This window comes from Flavobacterium sediminilitoris (assembly GCF_023008245.1).
Taxonomy (GTDB): Bacteria; Bacteroidota; Bacteroidia; order Flavobacteriales; family Flavobacteriaceae; genus Flavobacterium; species Flavobacterium sediminilitoris.
On sequence record NZ_CP090145.1, the window covers coordinates 2,694,469 to 2,710,777 of the forward strand.

Annotated in this window: 14 protein-coding genes; 2 read left to right on the top strand and 12 right to left on the bottom strand. The window is 28.1% G+C overall.

Going from position 1 to position 16,309, the window contains the following annotated elements:
* Window positions 1-36 precede the first annotated feature (36 nt).
* The 12 genes from LXD69_RS12320 to LXD69_RS12375 form a co-directional block, all read right to left on the bottom strand.
* The gene (locus LXD69_RS12320; RefSeq protein ID WP_246915639.1) at window positions 37-828 is read right to left on the bottom strand and encodes a TrmH family RNA methyltransferase; all 792 of its coding nucleotides are present in this window, start codon (window positions 826-828) and stop codon (window positions 37-39) included.
* Between the two features lie 134 nt (window positions 829-962).
* Window positions 963-2,252, bottom strand: a complete 1,290-nt coding sequence (locus tag LXD69_RS12325) for an amidohydrolase family protein (RefSeq protein ID WP_045966773.1) — start codon at window positions 2,250-2,252, stop codon at window positions 963-965.
* Between the two features lie 19 nt (window positions 2,253-2,271).
* Window positions 2,272-5,292, bottom strand: a complete 3,021-nt coding sequence (locus tag LXD69_RS12330; protein ID WP_246915640.1) for an amidohydrolase family protein — start codon at window positions 5,290-5,292, stop codon at window positions 2,272-2,274.
* A 208-nt stretch (window positions 5,293-5,500) separates the two neighbouring features.
* Complete coding sequence (locus LXD69_RS12335; RefSeq protein WP_045966775.1) at window positions 5,501-6,238, bottom strand: DJ-1/PfpI family protein; 738 nt, start codon at window positions 6,236-6,238, stop codon at window positions 5,501-5,503.
* Window positions 6,239-6,250: 12 nt separating this feature from the next.
* Entirely contained in the window at window positions 6,251-6,691 is a 441-nt protein-coding gene (locus tag LXD69_RS12340) for a carboxymuconolactone decarboxylase family protein (RefSeq protein ID WP_045966776.1), read from the bottom strand.
* 65 nt (window positions 6,692-6,756) lie between these two features.
* Window positions 6,757-7,332 carry a Crp/Fnr family transcriptional regulator gene (locus LXD69_RS12345; protein WP_045966778.1) on the bottom strand — a complete coding sequence of 192 codons (576 nt, stop codon included), beginning with the start codon at window positions 7,330-7,332 and terminating at the stop codon, window positions 6,757-6,759.
* Between the two features lie 129 nt (window positions 7,333-7,461).
* Window positions 7,462-8,487, bottom strand: coding sequence for a TQO small subunit DoxD (locus LXD69_RS12350; RefSeq protein ID WP_246915641.1), 1,026 nt, complete (start codon window positions 8,485-8,487; stop codon window positions 7,462-7,464).
* Between the two features lie 35 nt (window positions 8,488-8,522).
* On the bottom strand, window positions 8,523-8,924 hold the full coding sequence (locus LXD69_RS12355) for a hypothetical protein (RefSeq protein WP_246915642.1): 402 nt from the start codon (window positions 8,922-8,924) through the stop codon (window positions 8,523-8,525).
* Between the two features lie 218 nt (window positions 8,925-9,142).
* Window positions 9,143-10,201, bottom strand: a complete 1,059-nt coding sequence (locus LXD69_RS12360) for a nucleoid-associated protein (RefSeq protein WP_045966784.1) — start codon at window positions 10,199-10,201, stop codon at window positions 9,143-9,145.
* A gap of 92 nt (window positions 10,202-10,293) precedes the next feature.
* Entirely contained in the window at window positions 10,294-10,824 is a 531-nt protein-coding gene (locus LXD69_RS12365; RefSeq protein WP_045966786.1) for an IS1096 element passenger TnpR family protein, read from the bottom strand.
* 84 nt (window positions 10,825-10,908) lie between these two features.
* A complete protein-coding gene (locus LXD69_RS12370; RefSeq protein ID WP_246915643.1) occupies window positions 10,909-11,823 on the bottom strand; it encodes a glutaminase in 915 nt (304 codons plus the stop codon).
* A gap of 94 nt (window positions 11,824-11,917) precedes the next feature.
* Complete coding sequence (locus tag LXD69_RS12375; RefSeq protein WP_246915644.1) at window positions 11,918-13,144, bottom strand: PKD domain-containing protein; 1,227 nt, start codon at window positions 13,142-13,144, stop codon at window positions 11,918-11,920.
* 151 nt (window positions 13,145-13,295) lie between these two features.
* Here LXD69_RS12375 and LXD69_RS12380 point away from each other — a divergent pair, with 151 nt between their 5' ends.
* On the top strand, window positions 13,296-15,449 hold the full coding sequence (locus LXD69_RS12380; RefSeq protein WP_246915645.1) for a TonB-dependent receptor: 2,154 nt from the start codon (window positions 13,296-13,298) through the stop codon (window positions 15,447-15,449).
* A gap of 232 nt (window positions 15,450-15,681) precedes the next feature.
* Window positions 15,682-16,308, top strand: coding sequence for a hypothetical protein (locus LXD69_RS12385; protein WP_045966790.1), 627 nt, complete (start codon window positions 15,682-15,684; stop codon window positions 16,306-16,308).
* The last annotated feature ends 1 nt before the right edge of the window (window position 16,309 follow it).

Below are 16,309 nucleotides of genomic sequence, written 5' to 3' on the forward strand. Positions count from 1 at the left end.
AGATTAAGAGAAGAAAAGTAATATTTAAGAGTAGGTTTAAAAACCTCTTTGTCTCTTTGCTTCAAATAATAATATGGCTGCTGCAACGGAAACATTCATAGAATCAATTTCTCCTTGCATTGGAATTATAATATTTTGATTGCTGTTTTTTCTCCAAATTTCAGTTAATCCTGTAGCTTCTGTTCCTACAATCATTGCAGTAGGAGTTGTATAATTTTGAGAATGATATTGTGTTGAATCTTGTAATGTTGCACAATAAATAGCAATATTATTTTCTTTAAGGAAAACAATTGTTTCTTCAGAAGTTGCTGTTGCAATTTGTCTTGTAAATAAACATCCTACACTTGATCGTACTATATTTGGATTATACATATCACTTTTAGGGTTAGTAATAATTACAGCGTCAATATTTGCTGCATCTGCTGTACGAAGTAATGCTCCAATATTCCCGGGTTTTTCTGGTGCTTCAGCAACAAGAATTAAAGGGTTTTGTGATAATTTTAAATTAGATAATTGTAATGGTTTTGTTTTGGCTATAGCTAAGATTCCTTCGGTACTGTCTCTGTATGCTAACTTTTGATATACTTCTTTTGATATTTCAATTTTTTCGGTTTTGCTTGAAAAAATAAAGTTATGTAGTTCTTTTTCAGAGATTAATTCGGGATAGAATAGAACAGTCTCAATTTCATAATTTCCTTTTATAGCTAATTCAATTTCGCGTTTTCCTTCAATTAAAAATGTACCTGTTTGTTTTCTAACTTTTGCTTTTTCTTGAAGTTGAACAAGTGATTTTATGTAAGGATTTTGTATAGAAGTTATTTGTTTCATGAAATTGATTTATTTTGCAAATCTACAAAAGTTATTCATGAATCTATATTACAAGAAAAGGCTTTATAATTAAAAAATCTCATAAAACTAAATTATTTAGTTTTATGAGATTTTTGTTTTAAATAAATATAATTTTATTTTTCTGCGTTATATTTCTCTTTGTATCTATCGTATAATTCAGTTTGATGACTTTCTAAACTAATTTGTCTACCATCTATAAAAGCGTTTGTTACTTTATTTGTTCTCATGTCTAATGCATCTCCTTCTGATATAAATAGAGTAGCACTTTTACCTGTTTCAAGTGTGCCGTAATTAGCATCAATTCCTAAGATTTTAGCAGTATTTGATGTTATTAGCTTTAATGCATCTTCTTTATCTATTCCCCAAGCTGCACAAGTACCTGCATAAAAAGGTAGGTTTCGTATTTGCATACGTTCCATATCTCCAGCATTTTGTAATCCTACAATAATTCCAGCATCATAAAGGATTTTTGCATTTTTATAAGGTAAGTTTACATCTTCATCTTCTAATAATGGTAAATCGTGTATTCTTCTTAATAATACAGAAACATTGTTTTCTTTTAATAATGCTACATTTTTGTAAGCATAATAACCACCTACAAGTGTCATCTTTTTGATGTTGTTTTTCTTTTTAAAGAGTATAGCATCAATTATTTCTTTTTCGCCATCTACATGTACAAAAAGTTGTTTTTCACCAGTATCAAGTCCTTTCATTGCTTCATAAGGAATATCTCTAACATTAGGATTTGATGCAACATAAGCATTTGCATCATTTAAAAAATCTTGAATTTCTGTGATTTGTTGATCATATTTTTTATTGGGTTCAATTCCTCCTGGTTCTGCCCACCATCCTGATCTTGAGTAACTTCTTGGCCAGCTTAAATGTATGCCATCGTTTTCTTTTACAATTGCATCTTCCCAGTTCCATGCATCTAATTGAACAACAGAAGATGTACCTGATATTCTACCTCCTCTTGGCGCAATTTGTGCAACTAAAACACCATTAGGTCTTGCAGCTTCTACTAATCCAGATTCTGAGTTATATGCAATTATACTTCTAATGTGCGGATTCATTTGTCCCATTTCATTTTCATCATTAGAGGCTTTAACAGCGTCAATTTCTACTAATCCAAGTGTTGCATTTGCAGCAATAAATCCTGGATAAATGTGTTTCCCAGATGCATCAATATAGATGTCGTGCTTTTCAGGTCTAACATTTGTAGCGTCAGTTATTGTTGTAATTTTTCCGTTTGAGATAGAAATTAAACTATTTTCAATAACTTTTCCATTTCCAATGTGAGCTTTTCCACCAGTAATTAGAATACTTTTAGTTTGTTTGGGAGCTGGTGTTTGTTGGGCAAAGGCAACACAACTAATTAATAATGATAATATATATTTTTTCATTTTGTCTAAATTTAGAAGATTATTGATATTTAGAATGTGCTACTTTACAATTTTCGCCTACAGTATCACAATGATAATGACCAATTTCTTTTTTCTTTGGAGCTTGTGTTTTTAATCCTTTATTTTTAGCTTCGAGTAACTTATTTGTAAGTTCGCTACGTTGTTTTTGAATTGTAGCTAAAGTTTCTTTTTCTTTTTCTAAATCATAAAAAATAATTCCATCTACAATTGTTTTTTCTGCTTTAGCATAAATTGATAAAGGATTGTCTGTCCAAAGTACGATATCTGCATCTTTACCTACTTTTATACTTCCAATTTTATCATCAACTTGTAATAATTTAGCAGGATTTAGTGTTACAAAATTCCAAGCAACTTCTTCTGAAATATTTCCATATTTTACTGCTTTTGCAGCTTCTTGATTTAGTCTTCTTGACATTTCAGCATCATCAGAATTGATTGAAACAACAACTCCTTGTCCATTCATTAATGCTGCATTGTATGGAATTGCATCTTTTACTTCGTATTTATAACCCCACCAATCTGCAAATGTTGAGCCTCCTACACCGTGTTCAGCCATTTTATCAGCTAATTTGTATCCTTCTAAGATGTGCGTGAAAGTTTGAATTTTAAAATTAAAACGATCTGCTAGTTTCATTAGCATATTAATTTCTGATTGTACATAAGAATGACAAGTAATGAAGCGTTTTTTATTTAAGATTTCTCCTAAAACTTCCATTTCAATGTCAAATCGAGGCATTACCTTGTTTTTCGATTTATTTGATTTGTAATCACTCCATTCTTTTTGGTATTCTAATGCTCTTGTAAAATAGTCTTCATAAACTTGTTCAACACCCATTCTAGTTTGTGGAAAACGACCACTTCCCCAGTTTGATTGCTTTACGTTTTCTCCTAATGCAAATTTGATGTATTTAGGAGCGTCTTCTACAATCATTTCTTCTGGTGAATAACCCCATTTTAATTTAATTAGAGCTGCACGACCACCAATAGGATTAGCAGAACCATGAAGTAAATTTGAGGATGTAACTCCTCCAGATAAGTTTCTGTAAATATTAATATCATCAGAGTTTACTACATCTTCGATAGTTACTTCTGCTGAAGAATTTTGTCCTCCTTCATTAACTCCTCTTGATATTGCAATATGCGAATGTTCGTCGATGATTCCAGCGGTTAAATGTTTTCCTGTTGCATCTACAATTTTTGCATTTGATGCGGAAATGTTTTTTCCAATTTTGGAGATTTTCCCATTTTCTATTAAAACATCTGTTTCTGTTAGATTTCCTTCTTTTTCACCTGTCCAAACAGTTGCATTTTTGAATAAAATTTGTTCTTGTTTTGGTTTTTCAGTATTTCCATAAGCAATATTTGGGAATGTAACAGGAATCATTTCAGGTATTTTCTGTTCGTCTTTTTTGTTATCTTTTTTATCCTCTTTTGTTTCTGTTATTTCTTTTTTAACAGCTTTCCAAGTAGTTTCGTTCCCATTTTCTAAGACAGCTTTCCCTTCTAATGTTGTATTGTTTTTAGTCCCAGTTAATCTGAAATAGGCATTTTTAGTAGTATCTTTAGATTTAATAACTAAGTTTATCCATGGTTCTTTATAAGTTATTTTAGTTCCATAATCGATACTGTCTTTAGAAGTTTTAGCTTCTAATTTATCTAGTTCACCCGAAATTTTTAAATTAAAAGTATTGTTGTTAAATGTCACGTTATATTCTCCTCGAATATCTTGAACGTTCATTTTGTCAATAATATTTCTTGTTCCTTGAACCCAATTTTCATGAATGGTATTTTTCTCATCAAATAGATCACCTGAAACTATGATAAAATTAGCCCAAGAGCCTTTATTTAATGATCCAATTTGTGTAGATTGATTTAATAATTTTGCAGGAGTTTCAGTCAGTGCAGCTAATGCTTTTTCTTTTGGTAGACCATATTGTACTGCTTTTCTTAAATTGGTCAAAAAATCTTTTGCATTTTTATTATCATAAGATGTTAATACAAAATTAATGTTGTTTTCAGCCAAAATTTTTAAATTGAAAGGAGCTTGATTCCAAAATCTCATATCACTTAAACTAACTTGTTGTGCTAAATATGGATCAGATACATCGTAAGCATCAGGAAAATCTAAAGGAATAATGTATGTTGCTCCTGTATTTTTAATTTCGGTTATTTTTTCAAATTCATTTCCACTTCCTTTGATTAAATAATTTATTCCAAATTCTTTAGCTATTTTACTTGCTCGTAAGCTGTTTAATTTGTCTCCAGCATTGAAAATTTGGATTAAATTTTTATTTGCATTAAAGCTTTCTAATGATAAATCTTTTGTTTTTGAATTTCCTTGTCCATACCATTTTGCATCATGATATACTTGGCGTATTAATGCCATTCCACCCATTAATGACGATGGATAGCTTTGTTTAGTGAATTTACTTCTATTAAAAGTGAAATGTTGGGAAACTTTCGTGTTTAAAATTCTTTTCGCATTATTATCATCATCATTTAATGTCCAAAGTAAACCTGTTCCTGCAATGATTCCGTCATTGTGATGACTTACTATAGTTCCAAAACCAATTTCACGAAGTGATTCGGCAGATTTGGCATCATATTTTAAATTTTCGTAAGCATTATATTCTGGTTTTATATGATCATTCCAGTAATAACCTTCTCTTTCAGTATCATATTGAGGTGTGAAGTTTCCATTTGGTCTAGGTTGCGGTTTATCAATTCCAAATTCACTATAAATATCAATGAAAGAAGGATAAATTGTTTTTCCAGTAGCATCAATTATAGTTGCATTTTTTGGTAATGTGATGTTTGTTCCTATATCAGTAATTTTCCCATCCTTAAATACTAAAGTAGCATTTTCTAATTTTTGATTGGATGAAACGTATATGGTTGCATTCTTTATTGCAACGTAGTTTTTAAAAGATTGTTTTACACCATCATTTTTTGGGAAGTAATCTTGGGCATTACTCAATAATGATAAGCAAAAAACAACTAAAAGAGTATAAAATCTCATAGATATTATGGTTTAGGTTGTTAGAAGCTTTAAATATAATGAGAATTACTATTTCGGATTTAAAAACGATTTTAATTTTAGTTTTTTTTAACGTTTTGGTTTTTATTTAAGAAAAAACAAGGAATTTGTTAAATTTTATGAATAGATATAAATGAAAAGAAGTTGAGATTATTAATAATCTCAACTTCTTTCTTAAATTATGATCGTTTTATTTTTTCCAATTTTGTAATCGATCAAGGTATAAATAAGATTCAACAAATTTTCTATGCTCTTTATTTGTCATTTTTTCTAATAGTTCTAAAGATGAAATGTAACTGGCTAAATTTCCATTTGAAGAAAGAAATTTTCCATCTTCAATATAGCTTACTAATGAATCGTTCTGCACAATTAAATTAGGATAATTTTTTTGAAGTTCTTTTCCTCCTCCAATCCAAGTTACAATTTTTTTACCATTAGCAATTCCTGATTCTCCTATTAATTGAGCTCCTGCACAATTACTAACTGTGAAATTGGTGTTTTCATTTTGTGTTTTTATAAATGCTATTGTGTTTTTGTTTTTTACTTGACTGCTTACGTCATAGGCACTAGGAACGAATATAACATTTAGTTTTGGAGCATTTTCAAAAGTATAATCGGGTTGGATTTTTAATCCTTCTTCACTAATAATTATGTTTTTATTTTCTGCAATAGTAATTACATTAAAAAGTTTTTTTCCATCAATAGTTGGCTTTGTAAAAACATCTAATGGAGCTGTGACTTCTGTTGTAAGCACGCCATTATACATTAATAATCCTATTGTAGGTAAATTTTCATCGATAGTTTTTAATATTTCTATTTCAGTGTCTTGTTTTTTGATTTCAACAGTTGTGCTGTTTTCTTCTTTTTTTGTATTACAACTTAATAAGAGTGTTAATATTGTAAAAAGAACAATATTTTTAATTTTCATAATTGTTAGGTTTTAATTTTCAATTGGTTTATTTGTACTTATTGCAATTCTATTCCAAGTATTAATGGTAATAACTGCAATTATAATTTGAGATAAATAGTTTTCATCAAATATTTTTATTGCTTTTTTATATGTTTCATCAGATAGTCCTTGTTGATGAATTAATGTAATTTCTTCTGTAATTTGTAAGAGTGTTTTTTCTTCTTCTGTAAACAAATCTGTTTCTTTCCATGCGTTTAATAAAAAAAGTCTTTGTTGTGTTTCTCCATATTTTAAAGCATCTTTTGTATGCATATCTATGCAAAATGCACAACTGTTAATTTGGGAAGCTCTTATTTTAATAAGTTCTTTATGTGTGTTACTTAGATTACTTTTTTGGAGATAATTTTCTAATGCGAATATAGCTTTATATGCTTCCGGTTCTATAACATCAATTTGAATTCTTTTTTCCATTTTGTATTGTATTTTAAATTTGATGTAAAGATATTCGCTAATAATAAGAAAAAAGTTAAGCTAGTTTAAGAACGTTTTTTTCGTCTAATTTCGCTAACATATTCTGGTGTTAATCCTAGAAATGATGCTATTAAATATTGAGGTACTTGTTGTATAAATTCTGGAAACTCTTCACTAAATCGAAAAAATATTTCTTCTTTTGAATAATCGAAATGTTTTTTAACTCTCATAATTGAAGCACCATAAGCAATTTGATAAATATTTCTGAAGTAGCCTTCTAAACTAGGAAATTTTATTAATAGTTCATTTTGGTTTTCATAATCTATTGAAAGAATATGAGTGTTTTGAACTGCTTGGATGTAAAAATCGGTTTTTTGTCTATTATATAATGCTAAATAATCGGATAACCACCAATTTTTTATCGCAAATTGTACTGTTTTTTCAATTCCTTTATCATTAATATAATACATGTGTAAACATCCTTCAAGTACAAAATAATTATAATTGCATAGTTCTCCTGCTTTCATTATAATTTCTTTTTTGCTTAATTCTTTTTGATCAAAATAAGAAAGTACTTTTGAGAAATGTTCTTCTTCGAAAGCGATAAATTGGTTTATGTGTTTGTATAATTGTTTCGTCATTTTCAATATTTTATAAAATATTTAAATGGTTTATATTGTTTTATGTGTCAGTTTTAACAAAGATAAATTAAATTTTAAACCTTAGGTTAATATACTTTGCTAACCTAAGGTTTTAATGTTATTTTGAATTTATAATTTAATAATATCAGACCAAGTTGCACCACTAATATCTGTTAAGGTTAAGTGGTATTCTCCTTTTGGTAATGTTAATAATTTTTCTTCTTTTATAAATAATTTTGCTTTTGCTCCTAGTGGAATTATCATGCTGTGTTTTCCATTTTTAACTTTTGTAACATATTGATTGTGAATGTTCTCTTTTGGGAATTTAGAAAGTGCTTTTCCATCTAATTCTATAATGGAGTTTCCTTTAGAATCTGAAAGATTTATACCAATTAAAAACGAACCATAAACATCGGCACCTTCAACTCTAAATACTTGAAAAGAGAGTGTATTGTTTGTTATTTCAGTATGTTTTATTTCGATTTTTGGTTTAACAGATTTGTTATGCAATGTTCCCCAAACTCCTCCATGAAAATATTGATTGGTAAATAATGTGATGAATAAGATGGAAATTGAGCCTATAAGTACTATACGGTGTAATATGTTTAATTTTATTTTTAAGACACCTGAACCTAGCCAATTAAAGTATTTAAAGTTTGTTATTTTAAATTCTTTCTTAAGTAAAAGATAGTCTAAAGAATATTTCCCACTACCTGATAAGAATAATGTAAATCCTGATGCTATTCCTAAAACGCCTATTTGCCATTCATCTAAACAAGTTGTTCCCAACCATCCTGATCCTAATAATATACCCATGGCTAAGCTAAAAACACCTATACTCATTAATCGAGTAAAAAGGCCTAGCATTATGAATAAACCAACGATTGCTTCAATAATAGTAAAGGTTGCCATTGCCCACCATAAAGAATCGGGATTGCTTACAAGGTGTTCAATTATAGGTTTTATTAGTAGTGCATTAGGTAGAAAGTGATTAAATTTTTCGCCAATGTATCCTGAAGTTTCTGGATCTAACTTATTTTCTAATATTAATCTTCGCCAGAATGCAGAAAAATAAGTCCAGCCAATAACTAATCGTAATGATAATGTGAAAAGTCCAGCCATATTATATGACTGCAATAATTTTTGATTTTGCATTTTAATGTAATTTTATATAAAAAGATTTTTAAATTTTAAACGGTAATATTTGTTGTTAAAATCATGTATTTTAATCTTTTATATAAAATGTAAAATGGAATAGAAATTTTCGAATTTCTATTTGAGTTTAAGAAAAAAGTATTTGTAAGAAAGTTAAAAGAATAGGAGTGAAAATAATTATATGATTTTAATATAAAATCTTTTTTGATTTCTTTTTTACTTATTTCAATACCAGATTTTTGAACTGCATTTTCCCAAGATGTACAATTACTTGTTTGGGGAATTGTTGCTTTATTTTTGTTTAAAGGTTTAGTGTTTTCTACACCTAATGTTGTTTCTATATGATTTCGAACAGAACAAGGCGCTATTAACAATAAGATTGCCAATAAAGGAATCATTATAGATGTAATAGAATTTAGTTTCACCAATTTGTTCATGTATCTGAAATATGTTTTAACAGTCTAATACTGTTTTTTTTGGAGTTCAAACAAATATAAATCAAATTTTAAATATAGTTAGTTAATTTAAAAATTGTTTTTGGAGATTAAAAGTTAAACTTTTACTTTTTCTGATAAAAGGAATTTAATTAACAATATGATATAAAAAAATCCTCAACTATTTCAAATTGAGGATTTATTTAATTTTTATTTAAGGATTAACTTTTTTGTTCTTTGTTGAAGTAAACTAAGTAGTAATACATTTGTTTTTCTTCATCCCAACCTTTTTCTACAAATTTTTCTGCGCTTTCTGGATTTATAAAATCAAGTTTAATTTGTATGTTGGTATCAAGTTGAATAGTATTTTTCATTTTCTTTCTTGCATCTGTTACAGCAGCATTTGCAATTGGAAAACTTGAAACGTCTTCAATACTATATTTTGCTCCTTTGTCTACTTTATAATTTTTAAATTCAGGAATAAATTCAGGATTTTGCATTACTTCATTTAAAAAAGCTGTTTCTTCAAATTCATCATTTTTAGCGAAATGATTTACAGCTCTATTCATAAATAATACTTCTTGTTGTTTATCTTCAGCAGGTAAAACAACATCTTTAGCAAAATCTTGACAAAATTTTAAATATTTCTTTGTCATAAAATTTTCATCTTGAAATACATCTACTGATAAGAAATGTTCTAACCAATAACGAGCGTCATAACGGTTACTATCAACAGTTAAAATTTTGTAACCTTCTTCTTTTTTATGATTAAAGATGATACACCCTTTGTCTAACTTATTTAAATTAATTCCTTGTTGTAATATCATTTCAAGATTACTTCCTTTTTCTTCAAATTGAAGGAAATCACTTTTTATTTCACTTTTGAAAACACCTATTGCATCTACTACATTATTATCTATTGAAACATTTGTAAAATAAGTTACATATACTTCTCCATTTTTAATATGTGGATGATTTGATTGTTCAAAAAGGTGGTGCGTAATTTTTTTAGAAACAGCATGTATTTCACTAGGGTTCTCAAAAACGCTCGTAGCTAAATTATACATTTCGTTATATTCTAAATCTACTTCGTGTGCAAATTGATAGTAATTTTCTTCTTTTTCACGAAAAGGTTTAAAAAAGTATTCTTTCAATAATGGCATTATTTCATCATTTAAACCATATGGGTTTTCAGATAAAAAAATAGCTTCGTTTCTGCTTTTATTTCCAACTCTGTGAATAGAAAGGTTTTCTATATGTGTATTAAATAAGTTTATCATTATTTTAGAATATAGAACATAAAATAAGAGCATAAGTACGCTTATTTTGTTTCTAATTATTTTTTAAAAGTTATTATCTGTATTTTTAGAAATTAATTCCAGTTTTCTTCAAATCCGAAATCTTCAAAGCTATCATCTCCTTCAAACATATCTAAATCGTCTTCGTCATAATCATCATTAAAATCCGATCCAAAATCATCAGCTTCAAATGATTTGTCAGGAGCATTTGCAGGAATCTGTCCATGAGAAAATAATAATGCAGGATAGGTTTCTCCTTCTTGTTTTTCTTCGATAGCAGCTAATTCAACTAAGAATGTCCACATATTGAAGAAATCATATACATATATAATTTTAGTTTGATATTGATCTAAGTTATCTTCTAAGATAAAATCATTCATTATTCTCATTTCTCCAGGAACATCTCCAGTATCAAATAATGGAATTTCGTCTTCTTGTGTCCAGTTTTCATCACAAGTATAAAAAGCAGCCATTTCGGTGCCATCAAAACCAAAAGCATTTACAATAGCATTATGTAAATCTTCTAGTGTAGCTTCTTTTTCAATTGCAATATCTCTAAAAATATCTTCTTCTGCATCGAGAATAGCTCGGAACTTATAAATCATAATCTTGAAATTTTAGGAAATGCAAAAGTAAGGATTATTTGCGATATAACTTTTTTGAAATAGTTTTTATTCATTAGAATTTATTTAAAAGATTGAAGCTTCGGTAATTGTAGTCAATCGTTCTAATGTTTCTAATCCGTAATAAGAATTTCCTTTTTTGTTTAATTTTGGACTCCAAACTGCTACAGTATAATAGTTTGGAAAAATAGCAACAACGCCACCACCAACGCCACTTTTTCCAGGCAAACCTACTTTAAATGTAAATTCTCCTGCTTGATCGTAAAAACCGCACATTTGCATTAATGCATTTATTCGTTTGCATTGACTAGTGGTTAAAAATTGAAATTTACTTTTTGGAACTATTCCATTATTTGCAAATACTTGAAATAATTTAGCTAAATCTTCACAGCTCATTTCTATTGAACATTGATAAAAATAAAAATCCAAAACATCATCTGGGTGATTTTTTATGTTGTTGAATGATTTTATAAAGTTTACTAAAGCTGCATTTCTGTATCCATTTTCTCTTTCAGATTGGGCTACTTTTTCATTATAATTGATAGTATTGTTTTCCGCTAATTCTCTAATAAAAGTTAAAAAATATTCTTTCGGATTTTCGAAATGTTCCAGCATTAAATCGGCAATAACTAAAGCTCCAGCATTAATAAAAGGGTTTCTTGGAATTCCGTTTTCATATTCTAATTGGACTAAAGAATTAAAAGAATTTCCTGATGGTTCAAAACCAACTCTTTTCCATAGTTCGTTTCCTATTTTAGAAAAGATTAATGCTGTTGAAAGTACTTTTGATATACTTTGTATCGAAAAATGTTCGTTTGCATCTCCAGTTTTGTATATATTTTGTTCATTATCTATTAGAGCAATTCCAAATTTATTAGCGTTAACTTTTGCTAATTCAGGAATATAATCAGCAATATTTCCTTTATCTTTTAATTGCTTCACTTCATCAAAAATGGTGTTGATGATTTTTTGGTATTCCATTCTTCTATATTTTAAGTAAAAGTAATAAAATGTATTTTTCTATTTAATGGAGAAGTACTATTTCTTTTATGAATGTAAAATGCAAAAATGATTTTTACTTTTTTACAATTTTTAGTTTTTGATTATGACTCGTAATAATATAGTATATTCCCGTATTTAAGTTTGATATATTGATAGAATAATCCTTACTATTTGATGTATTTTCGTAAACAACTTGTTCTAAAGAATTAATTATTTTGAATGAAAAGTTTTCTCTGTCAGATATGTGTAATACATCAACAAAGGGATTTGGGTATAACTTTATTTTATTTGCATGGAAGATTTCATTAGAAAGCGTTCCTATCGTAATTTGTTTAGTAATTGTTTCTTCACATCCATTTTTTATAGCTTTTAACTGAATCGTTTTTATTCCATTTGATATAAATGTATGTGTTGGATTTTCTTCCGTTGAAGTAGTTCCGTCTCCAAAATCCCATTCTATACTGTCAAAATTTGTAGATTGATTTGTGAAATCTACCGTAAAATTGTTCGTTATTGCATTAAAATCAGCATAGAGATTATAAATGTTAATTACCCAATCTGTTTTGTTAGGTAAAACAACTTGGTCAGCAATATCTTGGAAATAAGTTGCATTGGTTTGGGTAATTCCTCCCAAATAATTTGACATACTTACTTCTTCTTGATATATAGTTGCAAACATAGAACAAGCTACTAAATATGAACCATTAAGATTTGGATGAATATCATTATAATTATTATGTAATAATAAATCTTGTTGATTGGTTAAATGCATTCTAGCAGATTCACCAGCAGGAACGAAAGGAATTTCAAGAGCATTAGCCATTTTTGTTATAGAATCCTTAATTTTAGTTTGTATGCTTTGATAATCATTATAATCAGGTATATTGTTTGTTGCTTTTATGCCATAAGGAATTTCATAAAGAAAAATTTTAGCACATGGGCTATATTTTTTTATAGAATCAATTAATTTTTCACCTCTTTCAATAGTTGTATTAACTGGCCAAGAAGCACCAGCAGATTCACCTGTTCCTGGTTGTAAGACTACAACATCCCAAATGTTGTTTTTAAATAAATTATACACATTATTATCTACATAATGATTCACAAATCCTGTCCCACCTGGAGCATAATATTGTGCTTCAACATTTTTCCCTTTATGGTTCGCAATTTCTTGAAAAAGATTTGGCATATTATTATAGTATGTCATACTGTTTCCTACAAAAAGTACTTTTTCTTGTGAAAAAGAAATTTGAAAAGAAAGAAGAATTATAAATATAGAGAAGTAGTTTTTTAATTTCATAATAGCTTGTTAATAAGTGTTTTGATTTTCAAATGTAATTTTTTTTAAAAGAATGGAAAACATTTCAGTTAAAGAATTCAACAATTGAGTAATTATAAATTTTATAACCTCTGTTTCTGCATCAATTTTGTCTAATCAAAAATGTAAGAAAATGAAAATATTGTTTAGTTTATTAGTATCAATTTTTAGCTTTATTTGTTTTTCACAAACCACTATTTCTGGAAAGATTATAGATGAGTTTGGTACCTCTTTTTCAGGAGCAAATGTCTATATTAAAGGATCTTATGATGGAGCGATTTCCGATGATAATGGGAATTTTAAATTTGTAACAAATGCATCTGGAGAACAAATATTACATATAAGTTTTGTGTCTTATGAAACATTAACTCAAGTAATTGTTATTGAAAATTATAAAGAAAAGACATTTACATTAAGAGAAAATATAAATACGCTCGATGCAGTAGTAGTTTCAGCAGGAACTTTTAAAGCAGGAGATAATAGTAAAGTAACCGCTTTAAAACCTCTTGATATTGTTACTACAGCAGGTTCTGTGGGTAATATAATTGGAGCTTTAGAAACTTTACCAGGAACGCAAACAGTAGGAGAGAGTGGTCGTTTATTTGTGCGTGGAGGAGAATCTGATGAAACGCAAACTTTTGTTGATGGAATTCGTGTGGCTCAACCCTATGGAGCAACAGCAAATAATTTACCAACAAGAAGTCGATTTTCTCCTTTTTTGTTTGAAGGAATGACTTTTTCAACAGGAGGTTATAGTGCAGAATTTGGAAATGCTTTATCTAGTGTTTTATTGTTAAATACTATTGATGAACCAAAACAAAATCAAACCGATATTTCGATTATGTCTTTAGGTGTTGGTTTAGGAAAAACACAAAAATGGAAGAAAAGCTCATTAACATTTAATACAAGTTATATTAATTTGGCTCCATATCAATTAATTGTTCCTCAAAAGATAGATTGGAATAAACCTGTGCAAGTACTTTCAGGTGAAAGTATCTATAGGCAAAAAATTAAAGATGGATTATTGAAAGTTTATGCCGCTTTTGATTATACAACATTCGATTTAAATCAAGATAACGTTGATTTTTTTACTAAAACCCGATTAGAATTGAAAAACAATAATTTTTATTTTAATACAAGTTATAAAGGATATTTGAATGATGATTTACAATTGCAAACAGGTTTAGGTTTAGGATATGGTCAAAATAAAATTACGATAGTGAATGATGATTTAGAAAATAATGAAAGAGCATTACATTATAAATTAAAACTTCGTCAAACCATTACAAGCAGGATAAAATTGAATGTAGGAAGTGAGTTTTTTTATACTGATTTTGATGAGAATTTTACAAGATTTCAATCAGATAGATTTGATTACGGTTTTAAAAACAACATACTTGCTATTTTTACTGAAGCAGAGGTTTTTTTCTCAAAAAAAATGGCGATGAATGTAGGAATTCGCACATCCAATGCATCAGTTGTACAGCAATATACATTTGAACCAAGACTTTCATTTGCATATAAAATAACAGATAATAGTCAGTTTTCACTTGCTTATGGGAACTTTAATCAAACTGCAAATCAAGATTATTTAAAGTTTAAATCTGATTTAGATTACGAAAAAACAGCTCATTACATATTTAATTATATGTACAACAAAGAAGGGAAAATGTTTAGAGCAGAAGCTTATTTTAAAGATTATAAAGATTTAGTAAAGTATGATGGAATGCAACCAAGCTATTTCAGCAACTATGACAATACAGGAAAAGGGTATGCTAAAGGTATAGACTTATTTTGGAGAGATAGTAAGACAATTAAAAATTTAGATTATTGGATTTCATATTCATTTATAGATTCAAAAAGAGATTATAAAAATTATTTACAAGAAGCTACTCCTAGTTTTATTGCAAATCACAATTTTTCTATTGTAACAAAATATTTTTCTCAAAAATTAAAGTCACAAATAAGTGCTACATATACTTTCAATTCGGGAAGACCTTATAATGATCCAAATAGGGTAGAATTTATGAGTGAGAAAACAAAATCATATAATAATTTAAGTTTAAGTTGGGCATATTTACTTTCACAACAAAAAATACTATTCTTCTCAATAGGTAATATTCTAAACGCTAATAATGTTTTTGGTTATCAATATGCAAATACTCCAGATTTGAATGGTCAATTTCAGAGACAAGCTATAACTCAACCTGCTAATCAATTCTTTTTTGTAGGATTGTTTTGGACAATTAGTGATAATAAGAAGACAAATAATTTGGATAATTTATAAAATAGTGATTAGTCCTTATCGATTAGTAAAAAGCTATTAAAAGGAAGCTTAAAGTAAACAATTTAGATGTTAAATGAATTTCTAAATTCGTTTATTACTAATCACTAAAAAAAGCAATTCATCATCAAAAAACAACAGTTCGGTAATAATCAATTTTAAAATTAGCAGTTCTAACCGAAATTTGTTTCATCAAAATATATAAAATAATATTAACAAATTCAAAATGAAAATCATGACAAAAATTATCACTTTTATTGCACTATTTATAGCTTCAATAGTTTTAGGACAAACAAATTATGAAAAAGGAATGCAAGATGCATTATCACTTTGGAAAAACAAAAAACCATCAGAAGCAACAGCTATATTAGAAAGAATAGCTTCAGTTGAAGAAGGAAATTGGTTACCAAACTATTATATTGCTTTAATTAATACCACACAATCATTTCGTTATATGGATGACAAATCAAAAGTTAAAATACTTTTAGAAACAGCTCAAAAAGCACAAGACAAGATTAATATAATAGCACCAGATAATCCAGAAGTTTTAGTAATGCAGGCTATGATTCATACAGCTTGGATTGTTTATGATCCAATGGCAAACGGACAAAAGTTATCAGGTGATATTATGTATATTTATAATAAAGCATATAAATTGGCACCAGAAAATCCTAGAGTAGTTTTTAGTAAAGCTGATTTTGAAATGGGAATGGCTTCTTATTTTGGTCAAGATACAAAACCGATGTGTGCTGAAATAGAGAAATCATTAGAACTTTTTGCTAACTTTATCCCTAAAACACCTTTTCATCCAACTTGGGGCTTAGACAGAGCAAATGAAACATCAGAAAAATGCAAAAAATAAT